Source organism: Pseudobutyrivibrio sp., from assembly GCF_017471675.1.
Taxonomy (GTDB): domain Bacteria; phylum Bacillota; class Clostridia; order Lachnospirales; family Lachnospiraceae; genus Pseudobutyrivibrio.
The window spans coordinates 16,614-38,460 of record NZ_JAFUSK010000071.1 but is presented as its reverse complement, the minus strand read 5'-3'; the positions used below and the strand labels follow the sequence as shown (position 1 = coordinate 38,460).

General features: G+C 40.7%; 15 protein-coding genes. 11 read left to right on the top strand and 4 right to left on the bottom strand.

What is annotated here, in order from left to right:
- Positions 1-9 precede the first annotated feature (9 nt).
- Positions 10-4,554 carry a hypothetical protein gene (locus IJ535_RS11580; RefSeq protein ID WP_294302962.1) on the top strand — a complete coding sequence of 1,515 codons (4,545 nt, stop codon included), beginning with the start codon at positions 10-12 and terminating at the stop codon, positions 4,552-4,554.
- A 122-nt stretch (positions 4,555-4,676) separates the two neighbouring features.
- Here the strand turns inward: IJ535_RS11580 and IJ535_RS11575 are convergent, their stop codons facing one another.
- The 4 genes from IJ535_RS11575 to IJ535_RS11560 form a co-directional block, all read right to left on the bottom strand.
- Complete coding sequence (locus IJ535_RS11575; protein WP_294302959.1) at positions 4,677-5,651, bottom strand: glycoside hydrolase family 43 protein; 975 nt, start codon at positions 5,649-5,651, stop codon at positions 4,677-4,679.
- A gap of 139 nt (positions 5,652-5,790) precedes the next feature.
- Positions 5,791-6,618: a carbohydrate ABC transporter permease gene (locus tag IJ535_RS11570; RefSeq protein WP_294302957.1), complete on the bottom strand. Its 828-nt coding sequence runs from the start codon at positions 6,616-6,618 to the stop codon at positions 5,791-5,793.
- A 12-nt stretch (positions 6,619-6,630) separates the two neighbouring features.
- The gene (locus IJ535_RS11565) at positions 6,631-7,515 is read right to left on the bottom strand and encodes a carbohydrate ABC transporter permease (RefSeq protein WP_294302953.1); all 885 of its coding nucleotides are present in this window, start codon (positions 7,513-7,515) and stop codon (positions 6,631-6,633) included.
- 90 nt (positions 7,516-7,605) lie between these two features.
- Positions 7,606-8,895 (bottom strand): ABC transporter substrate-binding protein, encoded by a 1,290-nt coding sequence (locus tag IJ535_RS11560; RefSeq protein WP_294302950.1) that lies wholly within the window; start codon positions 8,893-8,895, stop codon positions 7,606-7,608.
- A gap of 322 nt (positions 8,896-9,217) precedes the next feature.
- On the opposite strand from IJ535_RS11560, the gene IJ535_RS11555 reads away from it, so the two are divergent.
- From IJ535_RS11555 to IJ535_RS11510, 10 genes are all read left to right on the top strand, one after another.
- A complete protein-coding gene (locus IJ535_RS11555) occupies positions 9,218-10,102 on the top strand; it encodes an AraC family transcriptional regulator (RefSeq protein WP_294302947.1) in 885 nt (294 codons plus the stop codon).
- A gap of 157 nt (positions 10,103-10,259) precedes the next feature.
- Positions 10,260-11,759, top strand: a complete 1,500-nt coding sequence (gene araA / locus IJ535_RS11550) for an L-arabinose isomerase (RefSeq protein ID WP_294302945.1) — start codon at positions 10,260-10,262, stop codon at positions 11,757-11,759.
- A gap of 162 nt (positions 11,760-11,921) precedes the next feature.
- The gene (fsa, locus tag IJ535_RS11545) at positions 11,922-12,578 is read left to right on the top strand and encodes a fructose-6-phosphate aldolase (protein ID WP_294302942.1); all 657 of its coding nucleotides are present in this window, start codon (positions 11,922-11,924) and stop codon (positions 12,576-12,578) included.
- 29 nt (positions 12,579-12,607) lie between these two features.
- Positions 12,608-14,203 (top strand): xylulokinase, encoded by a 1,596-nt coding sequence (locus tag IJ535_RS11540; protein ID WP_294302938.1) that lies wholly within the window; start codon positions 12,608-12,610, stop codon positions 14,201-14,203.
- Between the two features lie 393 nt (positions 14,204-14,596).
- The gene (locus IJ535_RS11535) at positions 14,597-15,292 is read left to right on the top strand and encodes an L-ribulose-5-phosphate 4-epimerase (RefSeq protein WP_294289177.1); all 696 of its coding nucleotides are present in this window, start codon (positions 14,597-14,599) and stop codon (positions 15,290-15,292) included.
- 631 nt (positions 15,293-15,923) lie between these two features.
- Entirely contained in the window at positions 15,924-16,628 is a 705-nt protein-coding gene (locus tag IJ535_RS11530; RefSeq protein ID WP_294302935.1) for a response regulator transcription factor, read from the top strand.
- Positions 16,618-17,613, top strand: a complete 996-nt coding sequence (locus IJ535_RS11525; protein ID WP_294302931.1) for a sensor histidine kinase — start codon at positions 16,618-16,620, stop codon at positions 17,611-17,613. The genes IJ535_RS11530 and IJ535_RS11525 overlap by 11 nt, the downstream gene beginning before the upstream one ends.
- A gap of 91 nt (positions 17,614-17,704) precedes the next feature.
- On the top strand, positions 17,705-18,397 hold the full coding sequence (locus tag IJ535_RS11520; protein ID WP_294302929.1) for an ABC transporter ATP-binding protein: 693 nt from the start codon (positions 17,705-17,707) through the stop codon (positions 18,395-18,397).
- Positions 18,397-20,970, top strand: a complete 2,574-nt coding sequence (locus tag IJ535_RS11515) for an ABC transporter permease (RefSeq protein WP_294302926.1) — start codon at positions 18,397-18,399, stop codon at positions 20,968-20,970. Before IJ535_RS11520 ends, IJ535_RS11515 begins: the two co-directional genes overlap by 1 nt.
- A 541-nt stretch (positions 20,971-21,511) precedes the next feature.
- Positions 21,512-21,841 (top strand): metal-sensing transcriptional repressor, encoded by a 330-nt coding sequence (locus IJ535_RS11510; protein WP_294302924.1) that lies wholly within the window; start codon positions 21,512-21,514, stop codon positions 21,839-21,841.
- Positions 21,842-21,847: the final 6 nt, after the last annotated feature.

Sequence of the window (21,847 nt, the reverse complement as noted above, 5' to 3'; positions counted from 1 at the left end):
AGGGAGATTATGTTAAAGAAATTAATGGGGATGAGCCGTAAGGCAAAGCTACTTGCTGGCAGCGGTGTTGTAGTAGTTGCTGCAGCTTCAGTGGCAGCAAGCTTTGCCTTTGCTGGTGGAAATACGCCTGTAACTATCAAGGATGAAATAGTTGCCTTAGCTGGTGGCTGGCCTCAGTCTTTTATGGCGGATGATTATGTTGAGCCAGAATTTGTAGATGATAAAAATCGTACAAACAATGCTTTCAATGTGGCTGACTTTGGAGAGCAGGGACATAATGGTTGGTTCTATAGATATGGCACAGCTACAAATCCTGCAGCATCAAAAAGAATGGAAAATTTTGATGGAGAAAAGTATTTCCAGCTTGGTAAGACAGGAATGGAAATCAAATCAAACTTCATTCACACTGCAGAAGGCACTGCACCAATCCTAGAGTGGCGAGCTGCTAAGGCAGGGGATGTGAATGTGAGCCTTACCTATGTTAAGAATGTAAACATGGACAAGAATCCATCATATCCAGACGGTGTCACACTGTATGTGTACAAGGGGGATGAGGCCATCGGCAGATATGAGGTGGATGTTGAAACTGATGGGGAGAATGTTATTGAAAAGGAGCTTTCTAACCTATCAGTGGAAGAGCTTGAAAGCCTATATTTCATCGTTGATCCAAACATGAACAATGCTTATGATGGCGGTTCATTGTATGTGGCAATAAATGATGTAGATGCTAAGGGCCCATCAGCAATCAATGATATTGCAAGAACTAATAACAATGCTAATTCAATTGAGGACTTTGGTACTCAGGGACAGAACGGTTGGACCTACAGATTTGGAAAAACAGGTAAGGATTCAAAGCTTGTTTCTACAGAAAACAATGGCGAATTCATGAATGTGACTTCTCCAAACCTTGTCCTTAGCCATTATTTCATTCATCCAGCTATCAATGACAATGCAATCTTAGGTTGGAAGCCAGCGGTTGATGGCACTATTGAAATAAGAGGAAAGTACAAGAAGTTCGAACAAAATGATGGAAATCCAGATTGGCCAGATGGCGTTATCGTATCTGTTTACAAGAACGATGAAAAGCTGTTTAGCAAGAAGGTGGCAGCACCAAGAAAAGGCGAAAACGAAATTTCCTTCAGAGAGAAGAATTTGGCAGTAACAACATCAGACGATTTATATTTTGTTGTTGATGCAGGTGGCAATTCATCTTATGATGGCGGCTGCTTTGATATCGACATCGTTGATAGAACAGGGGCTAAGACAGAGGCTGATGTTGCTATCGATGAGACAGAGACAAGACAGAATTTTGCAGATACAAAATACGATTTCGGAGAGCAGGGTAAGAATGGCTGGTTTTACCAGGATGGATTCGCAAGCGAAGCTACTAATTCTTACAACATGATGAACTTCGAAAAGGAAGAGGAGAGATATTTCGATCCTAGCTACTTAGAAATTAAGAGAGATTTCGTTAATCCGGGTAAGGGCAAATCCGCAGTTATAAAATGGAAGGTTGCTCAGGACGGCAAGGTTAAGGTTGATGCAGCTTACACAAAGCTCAAAAACGAGGACAAGAATCCTAGCTGGCCAGATGGAACAACAGTTACAATCTTCCATAACGATGAACCCCTTGTAACTGAGGATTTTGCTCCAGACAGATTAAGGGAAATTACAAAACGACTTGATGTTGCATCAGTAGACGTTAAGAAGGGCGACTTCATTACAATGGTTGTAGATCCTAAGTCTAACAATGCATACGATGCAGGAAAGTATGAATTCTCTATCAAGGGAATCACACCAATGGTTGGAAAGACCGAAAAGGACGTTACCTACACTGGTGGCCAGCGTACAAACAATGCATCGGCTCAAGATGATTTTGGTAAGCAGGGGAGTGGCGGCTATTGCTATCAGTCAGGCTACTATCTTGATCCAAACTTTGCAGTTAACCTTGAAACATATAAAAAGAACGATAAGTATACAACAATCGACGGTGTAGAAGTTAAGCGCGATTACATCATGCCAGGTAACAAAGGTCGTTCAGCTATTGTTAAATGGGTTGCCAACAGGGAAGGTTCTGTAGATGTTTTGGCTGATTACACTAAGCACAAGAACGAGGACAAGAATCCTAGCTGGCCAGATGGAGTAGATGTTTACATCTTCAAGAATGATAAGCAGATTAAGAAGGAAAGCTTCGCTCCAGTAGTAGGACGCGAGGTTACTAAGGATTTATCTGTTAATGGACTTATGGTTAAGCCAGGCGATTGCATCACACTTATGGTAGATGGCAAGGAAAACACAGCTTACGATGGTGGTAATTTTAAATTCGTAGTTGAGGATGCCGAGCTTAAGACAATTCCTATGGTAAATAACAGCGGTAAGAATTACGCAAACCTTGCTCTTGATTTTGGGGCACAGGGAAGCAATGGATGGTATTACTGCGAAGGCCGTAGCGTTAACAAATATGAAATGCTACAGAATAAGACCGAAGACGGTAAGGGATATATTTCAAGAAAGCAAAAGAATCTTGAGATTAAGAAGGATTTTGTTCAGCCAAGACTTAATGCCAATGCAATGTACAAATGGGTAGTTGCAGCAAATGGTCAGATTGACATTACTGGAGATTACACAAAGTTTGGTCATGAGGATCCAAATGCCAGCTGGCCAGATGGTACAAGATTCGGCATCTACATAAATGGACACAATCTTATCGATGAAACTATTTCTTGCCCAAGAGGCGAAGATAGACATAACACAAAAGAGATTAACATTCAGAAGTTAAATGTTAGTGCTGGAGATGTCCTTACATTCGAAGTAAATTGTAACAAGAATAATGCTTGGGACGGCGGACGTTTCAATATTGATATTGCAGATTCAAACGAAATAAAGGTTGTTGTAGGTGATGAAGAGCGTACGAATAATACAGTTCTTGGTGCACTTACATCAATGGCTCAGGGCACAGACGGATGGTGGTTCTTAGATGGTAAGACACCAGCAGATGCTAAGGTTCTTACATATCTTAACGCTGATGGAACAGCTTACATGTCTACCAAAAACGAAGGTCTGGAGATGAAGAAGGATTACGTTCATCCAGGTAAGGATAAGGCTGCAATCTACCAGTGGGTAGCTTATGAAGACGGAAAAATAGATATAATAGCTGACTATGTTAAGTTTGGTCAGAATGATCCTAACCCAGATCTACCTGATGGTGTTAAGGTCAGTGTTTATAAGAATAACGATGTTTTGTTAGAACAGGATGTTGAGGCATTTAGAGGTGATGGCAATGACAACAAGCTTGAAATCATGCTTACAAAGCTTGAAGTTGCAAGAGGCGACAAGATATCATTTGTTATTGATGCAAAAGCTAACAATGCCTGGGATGCAGGTAGATTATCAGCTAGCATTTATGCAGTAAAGGACAAGACACCAGAGGAAGAAGCTAGAGAGAACAACACAAATCTTAGCAGCGCATTTGGTGAGCAGGGTTCTGATGGCTGGTACTATGGAATGTGCGATTGGAACGGAGCTAACTTTGAAAGACTTGCTTATGATGCTGAAATGGGTAGATATTATAACAACGGCAAGCCAGAGCTTAAGGCTGATTTTGTAGAGCCAGGTAATGGACGCAATGCAGCATACCAGTGGGTTGTTGCAAAGACTGGCAGAATCAACATCAAGGGAAGCTACACTAAGTTTGCAAACAATGCTGACCCAGAGGTTAACGGCGTATGCATGAGAATCTTTATCAATGGTGAAGAGAAGAAGTGGATTGGCGGAGACATCCAGGGCAACTTTGCCGCAGATGTTGTAAAGGAGATTGATGAAACTTACCTTGTTCACGAAGGCGATGTGGTAATGTTTGCAATCGATTCTGATGGCAACGACAGCTACGATGGTGGTAAGCTTGATGTAACAATCAAGGATGCAGATGAATTGGAACCAGAAGAGCCAGTAGTTGAAGAAGATAGAAACAATGAAACTACACTTAAGGATGCTTTTGGCAAACAGGGTGAAAACGGCTGGTTCTACGGAACATGTGATTGGGATGGCAAGAATTTTGAAAAGCTTCCATATGATGCCGAAAATAACAGATACTATAATGGTGGCAAGCCAGAGCTTAAGGCAGATTTTGTAGAGCCAGGTAACGGCAAGAATGCAGCATACAAGTGGGTAGTAGGAAAAGACGGCAATATTAGAGTTCAAGGAAGCTATACTAAGTTTGCCAACAGCGCAGACCCAGAGGCAAACGGAACCTGCATGAGAATCTTCTTAAACGGAGTTGAAAAGAAATGGCTTGGTGGTGTTACTCAAGGCAATTTCTCTGATGAAAGAACTGTTACATTTGATGAGCACTATGAAGTTAAGAAGAACGACGAAATCACTTTCGCCATCGACCCAGATGGAAATGATGCATGGGATGGTGGTAGATTAGAGGTTGAGATTACTGAGGAAGAGTCTGAGGATGAGGAAGAAAAAGAGAAGGAATCCGAGGATGAAAGGCCTGAGGAAGAATCTGAATCAGAGGAACTAACAGATAATAAAGAAACTGATAACTAAAAAAGCCTTCCCCCTTTTTAAGGGGGAAGGTGGCTGCGCAGCAGACGGATGAGGGTTTTATAAAGGTGACCCTCATCAGTCACCTGCGGTGACAGCTTCTCCCTTAAAAGGGGGAAGCCTTTTTATTTATACTCCGGTGTTATAGTCTTAATAGTACCATCAGCATTGTACTCAAGCTCACAGTACTTCACATTACGTCGATGGTTGATGCCGCCTGAAATCTCACAATCATGATAGAACAAATATGTCTTGCCATGATATTCCACGATAGAGTGGTGTGTTGTCCAACCAAGTACTGGCTCAAGGATGCGGCCCTGGTATGTAAATGGTCCGTAAGGACTATCTGATATCGCATATACGATATAGTGTGTAGTACCAGTAGAGTAAGAGAAGTAGTACTTGCCATTATGCTTGTGCATCCATGGATCTTCAAAGTATCTTCTGTCTTCATCGCCAGCAAGAAGTTCATTTCCATTTTCATCAAGGATTACAACATCTGAAGGAGCCTTAGCAAATTCTGACATGTCATCCTTCATAGGAGCAACCTTTGGCCATACAGCGTGCTCATTCTTAGCTGGCTCTGTGCCGTTTGGATCAAATGTGCCTGTGCGGTACTTTTCAAGCTGACCGCCCCAAAGTCCACCGAAGTAGATGTAAACCTGTCCGTCATCATCGATGAAAGAGCAAGGGTCAATACTGAAGCTTCCCTTGATGTAGTCAGGTCTTGGAGTAAATGGTCCGTATGGCTTTTTGCCATCAGCGATACCTAGTCTGAAGATTCCATCTTTGTCTCTTGCTGGGAATACTAAGTGGTATGTGTCGTTTTTGAAGACACAGTCTGGAGCCCACATCTGTGTGCTAACCCATGGCACATCATCCTGATGTAATACCATGCCGTGGTCTGTAACCTCGTCGCTGTTTTCATCCATTGAGAAGATATGATAATCCTCCATCTGGTATTCATCACCGTTGTCATTGTCCTCACCGTTGTGAGGGATGTCGTGTGAAGGATAGATGTAAATCTTGTCCTCGTACACGTGAGCAGATGGGTCTGCTGTAAAAAGTTCAGTGATTAGGGGTTTGTTTTGTGCTTTCATGTTTTTGAAATCTCCTGTTAATAATAATTTACTCACTTTAAGGCTAGCGGGAAAGCGCACCATTATAATTGCCTTCGGCAAAGTGGGTGCGCTGTGGGAATAAGAAATCTTCCCAGCAAGCTGGGCCCCTTCTTATTCCTTATCCCTTAACAGCACCTGCAGTTAGTCCATCTACAATCTGATTAGAGAAAGCGCAGTATACTACGATTGTTGGTATGATTGCGATGATGATGGCTGCAAACATCTGTGAGTAGTTTGTATTATAAGGTCCAACGAATTTTGAAAGAGAAACAGGAAGTGTTTTCTTCATATCGTCGGATATAAATACCATTGCAAGTAATAACTCGTTCCAGTTACCTACGAAGGTCATAAGTCCTGTAACGAAAAGTCCTGTCTTGCCAAGTGGCAGACATACTTTAAAGAAAATCTGATAAATGCTGGCACCGTCGATGCAGGCACTTTCAATCAGTTCGTTTGGCATTCCCTCGAAGAATCCTACCATAATAAAAATGGTGATTGGAAGAGAGAATGTAAGGTAAGGAAGAATCAAACCTGTAAGGCTGTTTGAAAGTCCTATCTTTGCGAAGCGTGTGAAAAGTGGAATCAAAACGCAGTGCACAGGAATCATCATTCCAGTAAGGAAATAAACAAGTGCTGCATGTGAAAACTTCCAGCGTAATCTAGCGATGCCGAAGGCTGCCATGGAACCGATAATCATGCTAAAGAAAAGTGTTATAACGCACACAATAAATGAATTAAGTGTTGCTATGCCTAGCTTACCAGCTGTCCATGCAAATGTGAAGTTTTCAAAGGTTGGATTCTGTGGCAAGGCAAATGGAGCAGTGAAAATCTCCTTGTTTGTCTTGAAGGCCACATTAAATGTCCAAAGTAGTGGTGCCAGATAAAGCACTGCCATCAGCACCAAAAAAATATAAATTATTATTTTCCAAATAGATATTTTTTTCATTTTCACGACCTCCTACATTTCATATGCCTCTGTCTTAACTACCTTGTTAATGAACAATGTTACGAGGAGGCACAGTACCAATAGCAGTACGCCGATGGCACTGGCATAGCCGTATTTGAAGTACTTGAAGCCCTGCTGATAAAGGTGAGTGGCAAGAACCTCTGTCTTGTGGTTTGGACCACCTTCGGTCATGTTGAAAATCATATCGAAGAATTTAAGCGAACCGATGGCGTTAAGTGACATTGCTGTTGCAACCATAGGTCTAACCAGTGGAAGAGTAATGTATCTAAAACTCATTGCCTTGCTACACCCATCTATGTAGCTGGCTTCGTAAAGAGATTTGCTGATACCTGAAATCTGAGCCATGTAAAGCATCATAGATTGACCTACATATTGCCATAATGAAACGAATGCGATAACCCACATTGGAAGGATGATAAATCCTTTAGTATCCATAAGCCAAAGTGGTCCTTCCATTCCTAACTTTTGTAACAGCTGGTTAATACCAAGCTTAGGGCTGAATATGAACATCCATAACAAACCAAGTGAAGCAGATGAAAGTACACATGGCAGGTAGATAATATTTTTAAAAAGGTTTCTTCCTTTATCTATATTGGTAAGAAGTGCTGCAAGGAATAGACCCATAATAAGCTGAGTTACGCAGGAATAAATGAGAAAGAACACTGAGTTTTTAAGTGCAATCTTAAGAGTCTTATCTGCAAGTAATCCCTGATAGTTCTTTAATCCAACAAACTTTGCTGGTGTCAGCGCGTTGTAATCACAGAAAGAGTAATATACAGACTGACAAATTGGAATAAATAAAATAAAAGTAAATAGTATAAGTGCTGGTGCCATAAAAATGACAATAGCCTTTTTGTTTCTCAATAATTTGTCCATAAGCTTACTTCCTTAACGTGTGTTGATAAAAGAATAGGGGCGCATGGAATTTGCGCCCCATGAAAAATAAAGGTATGAAGAAAAAGAATGTTATCTGCAGTTTGCGTTATAATATTCTTCCATGTCCTTAGCGGCATCCGCTGGTGTCATGTCACCAAGGAATACAGAAACCATTGTGTCATCGAAGTGAGCACCTGTCTCTGTTGTAGGCATTGACTCATTGTAGAAGCCGAATGTACCCTTTGCATTTTCAAAAATATCCATTACGTATGCAAGCTGTGCAGGAGCCTTTGAAGCATCGTACTCAACCTTTGTTACAGGAATCTTTCCACCAACCTCAGCTGTGTACTTCTGAGCTGTGTCGTCTGTGAAATACTTCATAAATGCTGCGCAAGCCTCAGGAGACTTTGTTGAAGAGCTCATGCAAAGTGAATCAGACTTTGCAATAAGTCTATCTACGCCTGGGAACTGGAATACACCACAGTTTGCTTCGAAATCTGGGTTTTCACCGTTGATCTGACCAATTGCCCATGAACCCTGGATAAGGATAGCAGCTTCTTCGTTGTAGAAGTTTGCTGTTGCTACATCGTTTGTATCACCAGCAGCTGTTTCCTGGAAGTATTTTGAAAGGTCAAGAAGCTTTGTTGCAGCAGATTCAAGCTTTCCATCTTCCCAAGAAGCACTTCCATCTGCAAGCTTAGCAAGGTCTACACCTTCAGCTTCGCAAAGGTAACCAGCTACCATTGAAAGGCACCATGCTGTACCAGCAGAGATTGTGATTGGTGTGTAACCAGCTTTTTCAAGCTTATCGCAGGCGTCAAGCATTTCATCCCAGTTTGTAGGAACCTTAGCACCTGCATCCTCAAACATCTTTGTGTTATAGAAGCAGCAAGCAGCAGCTGTGTTAAGAGGTATTGCGTAAATCTTTCCATCATATGTCTGCTGTGTGAATACAGCGTCACTTGTGAATGTATCCTTCCATCCATCCTGTGCAAGATAATCATCAAGTGGAGCAGCAATACCAGGTGCTACATAATCTGTAAGCTGTGGACCTGGGCTGACGATAAACACATCAGGTGTCTCGCCTGCAGCAACAAGTGCATTTAACTTATCATAGTATTCTTCAAGATTTGTTGTAATTGGTGTTACGTGATATTTGCCCTCGTAATCTTTGTTAAATCTCTCGATTGTGTCCTTGTAACCAAGAGAGATAAGATCTTGTGTAGCATCCAAATCATCCCAGAACATCCAGGTGATTTCCTGTACACCGTCGCCCCCAGAAGACGCTGAATCAGAAGAGCCACTAGCGCCGCCACATCCTGTTAAAAGTGATGCAGCCATGATTGTTGATAATAGTGTTGCTAAAAACTTTTTTTTCATTCCCGTTCTCCTTTTTTTACTAGATTTGATGAACCCCAATCCATCATTTTTCTTGTTGGATTAAATGTAGCATAGGAATAGGGGGCATTCATTTGAATTATTGTTAATTGATTATTAATTCTTGCTACTATTTGGACTTGAAAAATCAGCACGTTGTATACCATATCCTAAAATAAACTTACGAAATAGGTGATAATTCACAAAATTTATGCAACGAATAGTTAAAAGTAGGAATTTAGTCTTGCAATTTTTAGCAATTAGAGCAACAATTGAAAGCAAGATTTAAGAACATAAAATTTACGTACACATATAGGGAAATGTTATGATTGAAACACTTGATGGTATTTTTGAAACCGTAAATTACAAGAAAAGTACAAGCCTTAAGCTATACGATAATATCCAATACGAGGATTATCCTATGCACTGGCATCCGGCATTAGAAATAGTCATGCCTGTTAAAAATGGCTACATTTTGCACTTTTCCAACACAACAGTGGAGCTTAGGGAGCAGGATATATGTATTATCTGCCCAGGCTGTATCCATGGAATCAGTGCTCCTAAGACAGGGCGAAGGATTATATTTCAACCTAACACTACGTATTTACGATATATGAAGGAAGTGGAAATGCTGATTTCGAATCTATCCCCTTATGCAATTTTTACTCCTGAGGAATATCCTACAATCCACGGGAAGCTAGTGGAATATTTAGAGGAAATCAGAGAAGAGTATTTGCATGGAACTTCTTATTCTGAGGTGGATATATATAGTAAGTTTTTAAAAATGCTTGTGTTAATAGGACAAAACTTTACCCCACCTAATATCAAAGAAATCGATTATGGTACCATTTCAAGAGAGGACTATGCAAGCAAATTCTTGGAGATTTGTGACTATATCAATGCACACTGTACTGAGGATTTAAAGCTGGATGAGGTGGCAGATAAAAGCGGCTTCAGCAAATTTTACTTTGAGCGTTTGTTCAAGCAGTTTACAGGTGTAAGCTTCTATAAATATGTCAACCAAAAGAGAATCGCCAGGGCTCAGGAGCTTTTGGTTGAGCCTGGTAATTCTGTAACTGATGTGGCTCTTAGCTGTGGATTTATGTCCATATCTTCGTTTATAAGGATGTTTAAGCTTCAAAAAGGTTGTACACCTACAGAGTTTAAAAACATGTATTGGAGCACAGAACAGAAGACTATGATTAGGTAAAGATATAAAACTTGTACATGGCAAAATCCACTTGTACACACGCTTAAAACCACTGAAAATTAAAGAAATATTATTGAAAAATACAACTTGTTTGCGCTTGCAGACAAGTTGTATTCTTTTTTTAGGTACTAAAACACAAACGGAGGGTAATAACATTATGAAAACACAGCTTAATTACAAGTTTTGGTTCTGTACTGGTTCTCAGGACCTGTACGGTGACGAGTGCTTAGAGCACGTTGCAGCACACTCAAAGGAAATCGTTGAATGCTTAAACAAGTCAGGACGTCTTCCTTTCGAAGTTGTATGGAAGCCTACAATGATTACAAACGAAGTAATCAGGCGTACATTTAACGAGGCAAACAATGATCCAACATGTGCTGGTGTAATCACATGGATGCACACATTCTCACCAGCAAAGTCATGGATTTTAGGACATCAGGAGTATAGAAAGCCACTTTGCCATCTTCACACACAGTACAACCGTGAAATCCCATACGAGACAATGGACATGGATTTCATGAATGAGAACCAGGCAGCACATGGCGATAGAGAGTACGCTCACATCCTTTCAAGAATGGGTATCGAGAGAAAGACAATCGTAGGCTTCTGGCAGGATGCTGAGGTTCAGGAGAAGCTTGCATCTTGGATGCGTACGGCAGTAGGTGTTGTAGAATCTAGCCACATTCGTGTAATGCGTGTAGCTGACAACATGAGAAATGTTGCAGTTACAGAAGGTGATAAGGTAGAGGCTCAGCTTAAGTTCGGTTGGGAAGTAGATGCTTACCCAGTAAACGAAATCGCAAAGGCTGTTGATGCTGTATCTCAGTCAGATGTAAATGTACTTGTTGATGAGTACTATGATAAATATGATATCTGCCTTGAGGGTAGAGACCCAGAAGAGTTCAAGAAGCATGTTGCAGTTCAGGCACAGATTGAACTTGGTTTCGAGAGATTCTTAGAGGAGAAGAACTATCAGGCAATCGTTACACACTTTGGTGACCTTGGTTCACTTAAGCAGCTTCCAGGTCTTGCAATCCAGAGATTAATGGAAAAGGGCTATGGCTTTGGCGCAGAAGGTGACTGGAAGGTTGCAGCTATGGTTCGCCTCATGAAGATTATGACAACAGGCATCAAGGATGCTAAGGGTACATCAATGCTTGAGGATTACACATACAACCTTGTAAAGGGTAAGGAAGGTATCATCCAGGCTCACATGCTTGAGGTTTGTCCTTCACTTGCAGCTGGCAAGCCACAGATTAAGGTTCAGCCACTTTCAATGGGCGATAGAGAAGATCCAGCTCGTCTTGTATTCCAGTCTAAGGAAGGTAAGGGTATTGCTACATCACTTATCGACCTTGGCGACAGATTCCGTCTCATCATTCAGGATGTAGATTGCAAGAAGGTAGAAAAGCCACTTCCAAAGCTTCCTACAGCAATCAACTTCTGGACACCACAGCCAGATTTCTACACAGGAACAGAGGCATGGCTCCTTGCAGGTGGTGCACATCATACAGCATTCTCTTATGACCTTACTGCAGAGCAGATGGGTGACTGGGCAGCGGCTATGGGTATCGAAGCTGTATACATCGACAAGGATACAAAGATTCGTGACTTCAAGCGTGAGCTTGCACTTGGAAATCTTGTATACGGAAAATAATTTGTTGGTCGCATGAGTTATGGATGTAAAAATTGTGCCATAACAAAGTCATTAATTTGATTGAAGGCATAAAGCAAAACAATTAAACTTTAATTAGTATGAAGCAATAGTGCTTTCATGAGAATTAATGTATTGGCATGGCCAAAGAAAGAAGGAGAAAAAATGAAATTATTCGTTGATACTGGAAAAATTGAGGACATTAGAAAAGCAAATGATTTAGGAGTTATCTGTGGTGTTACAACAAACCCATCTCTTATCGCAAAAGAGGGTGGACGTAGCCAGGAAGAAATCCTTAAGGAAATCGCTTCTATCGTAGATGGCCCTATTTCAGGTGAGGTTAAGGCTACAACAGTTGATGCAGAGGGCATGATTAAGGAAGGCCGTGAAATCGCAGCTCTTCATCCAAACATGATCGTAAAGATTCCTATGACTCTTGAAGGTCTTAAGGCTGTTAAGGTTCTTTCAGCTGAGGGAATCAAGACAAACGTAACACTTATTTTTACAGCAAACCAGGCTATCCTTGCTGCAAACGCAGGTGCAACATATGTTTCACCATTCCTTGGACGTCTTGATGACATCAACCAGCCAGGTATCGAGCTTATCCGAGACATCGCTGAAATCTTCGACATCTACGGCTACGAGACAGAAATCATTGCTGCATCTATCCGCAATCCTATTCACGTACATGATTGCGCACTTGCAGGTGCTGATATTGCAACTGTACCATACAAGGTAATCGAGCAGATGGCTGTTCATCCACTTACAACAGCCGGCATCGAAAAGTTCCAGAAGGACTACATCGCCGTATTTGGTGAGTAAAACACAATAACCCAAGGGGGAATTTGCGAATGAATATTAATGATGTTATCGCTGAGGGCAAGAAAACTGCCCTCGGCATTGAGTTTGGTTCTACACGTATTAAGGCGGTTTTGGTTGACGAGAGCAACAAGGTGCTTGCTCAGGGAGACCATGAGTGGGAGAACCATTTAGATAATGGCATCTGGACATATCCTCTTGAAGAGGTATGGGCTGGCGTGCAGGATTGCTACGCAAAGCTTAAGAAGGATGTTAATGACAAATATGATGTGAAGCTTACAAAGATTGGTGCCATCGGATTTTCAGCAATGATGCATGGATATCTTGCATTCGATAAGGATGATAATCTTTTGGTTCCATTTAGAACATGGAGAAATACAATCACAGGTGAGGCTGCTACAGAGCTTTCTAAGGAGCTTAACTTCAACATGCCTCAGCGTTGGAGTATTTCTCACTACTATCAGTGCATTCTTAATAAGGAAGAGCATGTTAAGAATGTAGCTTATTTCATGACTCTTGCAGTGTATGTTCACTACAAGATGACAGGCCGCAAGGTTGCAGGCGTTGGCGAAGCATCAGGTATGTTTCCAATCGATTCATCTACATGCCAGTATGATAAGGCAATGCTTGAGAAGTTTAATAAGCTTGCAAGCGCTCATGGCATTACTACAAAGGTAGAGGATTTACTTCCAGAGGTACTTGTAGCAGGTGATGATGCAGGTACACTTACAGCTGAAGGTGCTAAGCTTCTTGATCCAACAGGCGAGCTGGAGCCAGGCTGCCCACTTGCTCCACCAGAAGGTGATGCAGGTACAGGTATGGTTGCTACAAACGCTGTTTCAGTTGGAACAGGTAACGTATCAGCTGGTACATCAGTATTTTCAATGGTTGTACTTGATAAGCCACTTTCTAAGCCATACGAGGAAATCGATATGGTTACAACACCAACAGGTGAAGCAGTTGCTATGGTTCACTGCAACAACTGCACATCCGACCTTAATTCTTGGATTGGAATTTTCAAGGAGTTTGCAGATGCATTCGGCGTAGATATTTCTATGAATGATATCTACGGAACACTTTACCGCAAGGCTCTTACAGAGGATGCTAACTGCGGCGGCGTTGTATCATTTAACTACTTCGGCGGTGAGCCTGTAGTTGGTGTTAACGAAGGACGTCCAATGGTTGTTCGTAAGCCAGATGCAAAGTTTACACTTGCAAACTTTATGCGTTCAAATCTTTACGGAGCACTCGGTGTTCTTAAGATTGGTAACGATATCCTTCTTAAGGAAGAAAAGGTTTCTATCAAGTCTATTACAGGACACGGCGGATTCTTTAAGACAAAGGGCGTAGGTCAGTCTGTACTTGCAGCTGCACTTAACGCACCAATCACTGTAATGGCAACAGCAGGCGAAGGCGGCGCTTGGGGTATGGCAGTACTTGCTAACTACTGCATCCGCGACGACAAGAGCCAGAAGCTTCAGTCATACCTTGATGAAAAGGTATTCGCAGGACAGGAATCTACAACAATGGAACCAGACCCAGAAATGGTTAAGGGCTACGATGAGTGGATTGCAGAATACAAGAAGGCACTTAAGGCAGAAGCTTGCGCCGTAGCGGAATGGAGATAGTGTACTAATTGCTACGCGGCACCGAAGAACTCCGTGCTCCCGCAGGGCACCCGCCATACCTTCGCATGGGAACCCTCCCGCCGGTGTAGGTCCTTCCCATGCTCGGCATGGTGCTGTCTCCGTTTCACTACGGTCGGTGCTTAACAAAGGTCCACTGGACCTTTAGCACCCCTGCTCGCGCTCGCCAAGGTTGAGTTGCCGCTCGGATATTAGATGTGCTAGGTAGGCAACTACGTAGACATGGCAAGCGCGAGGAAGAGGGCCCCATGTAGTTAAGGAGGGGCGCCCCTTTAGGGGAGGATTCCTTGACTGCAATGGGAGATGGCTTCCGGGAGCATGAGAAACTGGGAGGTTGCCTAATATAGAAGTAACGGACGGACTAGGAGAGATAAGATGTTAGAAGAGTTGAAGAAGCAGGTATACGAGGCCAACATGGAGCTTCCAAAGCGTGGTCTTGTAACCTATACATGGGGCAATGTTTCTGGAATCGACAGAGAATCAGGAATCTTTGCTATTAAGCCATCTGGTGTAGAATATGAGGATTTGAAGCCAGAGGATATGGTTCTTGTAAATCTTGATGGTGAGGTTGTAGAGGGAAAATATAGACCAAGCTCAGATACAGCTACACACTTAGAGCTTTACAAAAAGTATGATAATATTGGTGGCGTTGTCCACACTCATTCTACTTATGCAGTAGCATGGGCACAGGCAGGCCGCGATATTCCTTTGTATGGAACAACACATGCAGATTACTTCTGCGGAACTATTCCATGCACAAGAAACCTTACTGAAAAGGAAATCGATGAGGCATACGAGGTAAACACTGGCAAGGTAATCATCGAAACCTTCGAAGACAGAGGAATCAACACAAAGTATGTGCCAGGTGTTATCTGCAAGAACCATGGCCCATTTACTTGGGGTAAGGATGCAGACCAGGCAGTATACAATGCAGTTGTACTTGAAGAGGTTGCTAAGATGGCACTCTTCACCGAGCAGGTTAACCCACAGGTAAAGCCAGCTCCAGATTGTATCCGTGATAAGCATTTCAACCGTAAGCACGGTGCTAATGCATACTACGGACAGAACTAATCCATAGGTTTTTGATTTTCATCAGAAAATCAAGAACCGGAGATTGACCAATATTTTCTGAAAGAAAATATTGCTTGGCAAAGCCAAGTTCTTGTGGGCTTTTTCCTTAAGTAGCCCACAAGAAGTCATAAATATATGAGCAAAAACTAACATAAAAGCAGAAACTAACATATTTAAGACGGCTTCACAGGAGCCGTCTTTTTCTTTAGAGAGATTTTGAGTATATAATAGAGGCAAAAATGAAAAGTCAAACCTTTGGAGCTGCCTAAATGCCGCCTTCAGGAAAAATGAGTATATTATGGAGCAAAAAATGAAAAGTCAAACTTTCTGAGCATGGTAAAATGCGGCTTTCAGGAAAAATGAGTATATTATAGAGCAAAAATTAAAAAGTCAAACTTTTATACTGATAGTAGCACCACAGATACAAGCGGGTGTGGTATAGTAAAATATGACTTTGATAAAATTCACTCAGGAGATACTCAGAAAGTTATATAGTGGTTGAAACAAGTATATTTTTGCAAAAATGCGCAAAAGTCATACTCAAAAAGAAAATATTGCTTGGCAAAGCCAAGTTCTTGTGGGCTTTTTCCTTAAGTAGCTCACAAGAAGGCAAGCAAAATGGAGATATGATATGAAAATATTTTTAGTAGAAGATGATGATGCAATAGGAACAGGGCTTAAGTATTCGTTGGAGAAGGAAGGCTATGAGGTGCTACTATGTGCATCTAAGGAGCAGGCCATAGCTAGCTGGGAAAAAAGCCAGTATGCCCTTTGCATATTAGATATCAATCTGCCGGATGGAAATGGATATGATATATGTAAATACATAAAGAGCAAGGAGGATGTGCCAATTATTTTCCTGACAGCCAGTGATGCCGAAGTGAATGTGGTGATGGGGCTTGAGATGGGGGCAGATGATTACATTTGTAAGCCATTTAGAATTAATGAGCTAATGGCCAGGATTCGTACTGTCCTAAGAAGAGCCGGTAAGGGCAGCAGTAAAGAAGAAGCTGACCAAGCGCTTACTATTCAACATATTATAATCTATCCTAACGAGGCGAAGGTATGCAAGCTTAATTCACAAACGAATGAGGAAGAGCAAATCGAGCTGACAGCATTGGAATATCGCCTGTTACTTACATTTTGCAATAACAGGGGCGTGGTGCTATCCCGCACTCAGCTTTTAGAGGATATGTGGGATATTAGTGGAGATTTTGTAAATGACAACACCCTTACTGTTTATATCAAAAGGCTAAGAGATAAGATTGAAAAAAATCCTGCCAATCCAACTATTATTAAAACTGTGAGAGGGATGGGGTACATAATTGAAAAATAAAGATTTTGTAAGAATGATTTTAATAGGAATAGCTGCAGTAATAATAGCAATTATCACAGGACTAATTTTGTCAGGTCCCATTACAGCCATACTTATAGCATGCCTTGGATTAGTGCTTATAGCTGGTTTTTCATATTATACAGATAAAAGATATAAGGCGTTGGCGAGGCTTAATATCTATCTGGATAAGGTGCTGGCTGGTGATGATATGCCAAGCATCATTGACCAGGAAGAGGGAGAGTTATCAATTCTTAAAACTAATATCTACAAAGCCACAACTACATTGAACCATCAGAAGGAATTGCTTGCAGAAGATAAGCTTCGTATGGCAAATGCTATTGCAGATATTAGTCATCAGCTAAAGACGCCACTTACATCAATGATGGTGATGAATGATTTGCTAAAGACAGAGGAAGATGCAGATAGGAAAAAAGAATTCTTAAACACACAGTCCACTCAGCTGGATAGAATGAATTGGTTAATCCAGACATTGCTTAAGTTATCCAAGCTTGATGCAGGAACAATAGAGCTTAAATCAGAAAGCATTTTAGATAAAGATTTAATCCTAGAAGCGTTAAAACCATTTGATATACAGATGGATTTGAGAGGTATATCAAATATCGTAAATACGATAGGAACATCTTTTAAATGTGATAAAAACTGGACTATAGAAGCTATTCAAAATATCATCAAAAATTGCATAGAACACATGGAAAATGGCGGCACACTTACCATATCCTCGGAAGATACTAATATCTACAATCAGATTATTATTGCTGATATGGGATGTGGTATTGCAAAAGAGGATTTGCCACATATCTTTGAACGTTTTTATAAGGGAAAGAACGCCATAAAGGATAGCGTAGGCATTGGACTGGCACTGGCCAAAAGCATTATCATAAGCCAGCATGGAGATATATTAGTGGAAAGCAAAGAGGGAATCGGTACAAAGTTTTTCATAAGATTTTATAAGACACTTATCTAATGTGACTAAATTGTAATAAAAGAGTCACTTGATTGTAAGATAAAAAATGTAACCTATTCTCAAGATAAAATATTGAGAAAAGGAGAATGGCATGAACATATTAGAAATTAGAAATCTATGCAAGGTATACGGAAAAGGTGAAACCAGGGTAGATGCCCTAAAAGACATTTCATTTGATGTGAAGCAGGGAGAATTTGTTGCTATAGTTGGTCCTTCGGGCTCAGGTAAATCAACACTTTTGCATATACTTGGCGGTGTGGATACCCCTACATCTGGAACTGTGAATATCGCTGGCACAGATATTGGAAAGCTGGATGAAACCAGGCTTGCGATATTTAGGCGAAGAAATATAGGCTTGATTTATCAATTCTACAATCTTATTCCGATTCTTAATGTGGAAGAGAACATGACGCTTCCAATCTTGCTTGACGGGAAAAAGCCAGATAAGCAGCTACTTAAGGATTTGGTAAATAAGTTGGGATTAAAGGAAAGGCTGAAGCATTTACCAAATCAGCTATCAGGTGGTCAACAGCAGAGAGTGTCAATTGGACGAGCTTTGATGAATCATCCTGCAATCTTGCTTGCTGATGAGCCAACTGGAAATCTTGATTCCGAAAACAGCAAGGAAATCATTTCCCTTCTTAGAAAATTTAATAGAGAAAGCAATCAGACTGTAATTATCATCACCCATGATGAAAGGATTGCCCTTTCGGCGGATAGAGTAATCACAATTGAGGATGGCAAAATCACAAGAGATGCAAGCTTTGGGGAGGTGAGCGCATAATGAACATCATATCAAAGCTCACCCTAAGACATTTAAAACAAAACAAGAAGCGGACTGTTGTCACAATTCTTGGCATTGCAGCAGCGACAGCCTTGATTACGACAATGCTTGTAGGTATCACATCCTTCTTCGGCTTCTTTGGAACTACATCCTTAAAAGAGGATGGCAACTGGCACGGTCAGTTTGAGAACCTTACAAAGGAGCAGCTTGCGGAACTTAAGGCAGATAAAAGAATTGCTTCGGTAGCTGTTGTTGATGGTGATGCCGCTAACACTGGAGTTAGGATGCATTCCAAGACCGCGGATAGAATGAAGCTTGGCAATGTGATTCATCTTGATGGGGAGGCTGTAAAGAATAAGGTCACATGTGATTATGATGGCACTCTTCCAAATGAGGCTGGTGAAATTGCAATTGAGGAACAATTTTTGCTGGATAATGATTTATCAATTAAGCCAGGAGATTCTATTTCATTTGATCTAGGCGCCAGATACATGTATGATCCTGATGGAAAAAAGGTCTACATGGCAGGAAATTATCACTCTAACGAAGAGTTTGAGATGATTTCTGAAGAAACCTGTAAGGTCACAGCAATCCTGCATTCAAATTCTCCAACTGATGGATTTGATATGCTGATGTGTTTTGATGAAGATTTAGTGCCTAAAGAAAACTTTGTAAGTATATGTTTGAAAAAGCTTGATTTTAGAGCCTCGGCTACACTGCAAAGTATAGCTACTGACCACAATCTTACGTTGTCAAGCAGAAACACAGAACTACTTATATCAGTGTTTTCTTTTGACAAATCAAGTAGGGGTGTTGCAGCTATAATTCCAGCAGGGTTAATGGCTCTTGCAGTTATTATAGGGGTGTCAGTTATTCTTATCTACAATGCATTTGGAATGTCTCTAATGGAAAAGACCAGATATTTGGGAATGCTTGCAAGCGTGGGCGCTACAAAGAAGCAAAAGAGAGGTTCCATTTATTTTGAGGCATTTATACTGGCTCTTTTTGGAATTCCACTTGGTATATTTATAGGATATATAGGTGCTTATTTTACAATATCTATATTGGGCAAAGCAATGATAGATTCCAATATGATTATAGGTGGTGTTGAAGGATTTGAAACGATACCAGTAAATGCTCCATTAGTAGTCTATTTATTTGTTATCGTAATTGCGATAATTACTATTTCTATTTCATCTATGGTGCCTGCAATAAGGGCTTCCAAAGTGATGCCTATTGATGCACTGAGAAGTGTAAATAATATAAAAGTAAAGTCAAGAAAGCTAAGGATTAATCCTCTGATTAGAAAAGTATTTGGCTACGAAGGAGAGCTTGCCTACAAGAACATCAAAAGAAATGGCTCAAAGGCAACGATTATCACCTTATCCATTGCTGTCTCTGTAACAATGTTTTTGACAATAATGCATTTTTGTGGAGATTTTGAGAAGGCTAATGCTTATGAATTTAACATACCATATCAGATATATGTAAGCTGTGCTGTATCTGACAAGGATATGCTAAAGGATGCGTTGGCTAAAAATAAAGATGTAACTAAGTGCTACACTTCAGATTATTATCTCTATCAGTTTTATAACAAGGATAAGGATCCTGATTTTGTGCCACCAAATGATATGATTTTAAATAAGGATTATTTAAATGAGGGATACAAATTTGTATTTGATGCTAAGGTAATGTCACTGTGCACAATTCCCGATGAGGATTTTGCAACCTTGATAGATGCTAATGGACTTGATAGGACAGATTACTTTGGTGATGAGCTTAAAGGGGTGGCTCTAAATAATTACTATAGAAAGACATCTGAAAAGCCAATGCTAAATGATGGCATAATTGGTCAAAAGCTATTTTATGATAAACAAAAAGGGAATCTTCCTGCTGTAACAATAGGTGGATTGGTTGCATATGAAAAGGATAACTACATATTTCGCCTTGTACCTAAAAATAGAGTGGTAGTCTATGTGCCAGAATCCATGTTTTATCCACGATTAGTTGAGACTATGGGTGAAGAAAATGCCACAGTAACTATGGATATTGAAACAAACAATCCTGAGAAGCTTAATGATGAGCTGCTTAGTATGCTTGAAAAAGATGGGTATCACAACTACACCTGCGGTAATTTAAGTGAGGCGGTTGGCGCCATGAAGGTGGTAATTCTTATATTAAAAACTGTTATGTACGGCTTTACCACACTTGTTACATTAATCGGTCTTGCCAACATGGTAAACACCATCTATACAGGAACCATCATGCGACGTAAAGAGTTTGCAATGTACCGTTCTGTTGGTATGGACGAAAGGGGATTTAACAGAATGCTTGCCTTGGAGGGCTTGCTTTATGGCATAAGGGCACTAGTGCTTGGCATTCCACTTTCCATCATGCTATCCTATCTAATGACCAAAAAAGCCAACAGCCAGATGGCATTTGAAATAAACATACCAATGTACCTAATGGTAATCACAGTTGTATTTATCATTATCGGAGCCAGCATGATGCTTAGCCTATCTAAGGTAAGGAAGGATGAGATTATTGAGGTGCTGAAGGAAGATATATGCTAGTGGATTATTATTTTAGGTAGAATCATACAGTGAACTTGCTTAAGGCTCTAGGGCAACTGTGCTCTGGAGCTTTTTGCGTGTGGAAAAGTATCTAAAATAGAGAAAAATTAAAAGTCAAACCTTTTTCGTCTGTTTGGAATAGTGGTTCTGGAAAAATTGGTATATTATAGCCCGAATATTTTAAAGTCATACTTTGTATAGCTGAAATACACCTCTGAATTATAATATTGTGGAATTATCGGTTATGAATTTAATAAAAATCACTCAGGAGATACTCAGAGAAGTATTTAGTGGCTGAAACGAGTATCTTTTTGCAAAAAATCACTCAGGAGATACTTGAAATATGAAAGCGGGAAAAAGAAAAAAGAAATGGGGGAGCCCGCTTCGTAAAAATGTTACTTGCTATAAATATCCCATTCCTTGATTGGATTATAGGGAGAACTATAGATTATGTAAATCTATTTGACAAATACCCTACAGGGGTATATTATGACTGTGTAAAGATACCCCATAGGGGTATGCGTGTATAGGAGTTACAATTATGGGAAATAAGGAAGAGATTACTGTAGAAGCTTGTGAGTGCTGCTGTTCTGGTAAGCATAAGGAGCGGGATGATAAGGAGTTTAAGGATTTGATGAATCGTCTTAAGCGTATTGAGGGCCAGGTTAGGGGCGTCGAGAATATGCTTGAGAAGGATGCTTATTGTACTGATATTCTTATGCAGGTGTCGGCAATTACATCGGCGCTTAATAGCTTTAACAAGGTGCTTCTGGCGAATCATGTGAAGACCTGCGTGGCTGATAACATCCGTGAAGGAAATGAGGTTGTGGTGGATGAGCTTGTAGGTGTTTTACAGAAGCTGATGAAGTAATCCGGT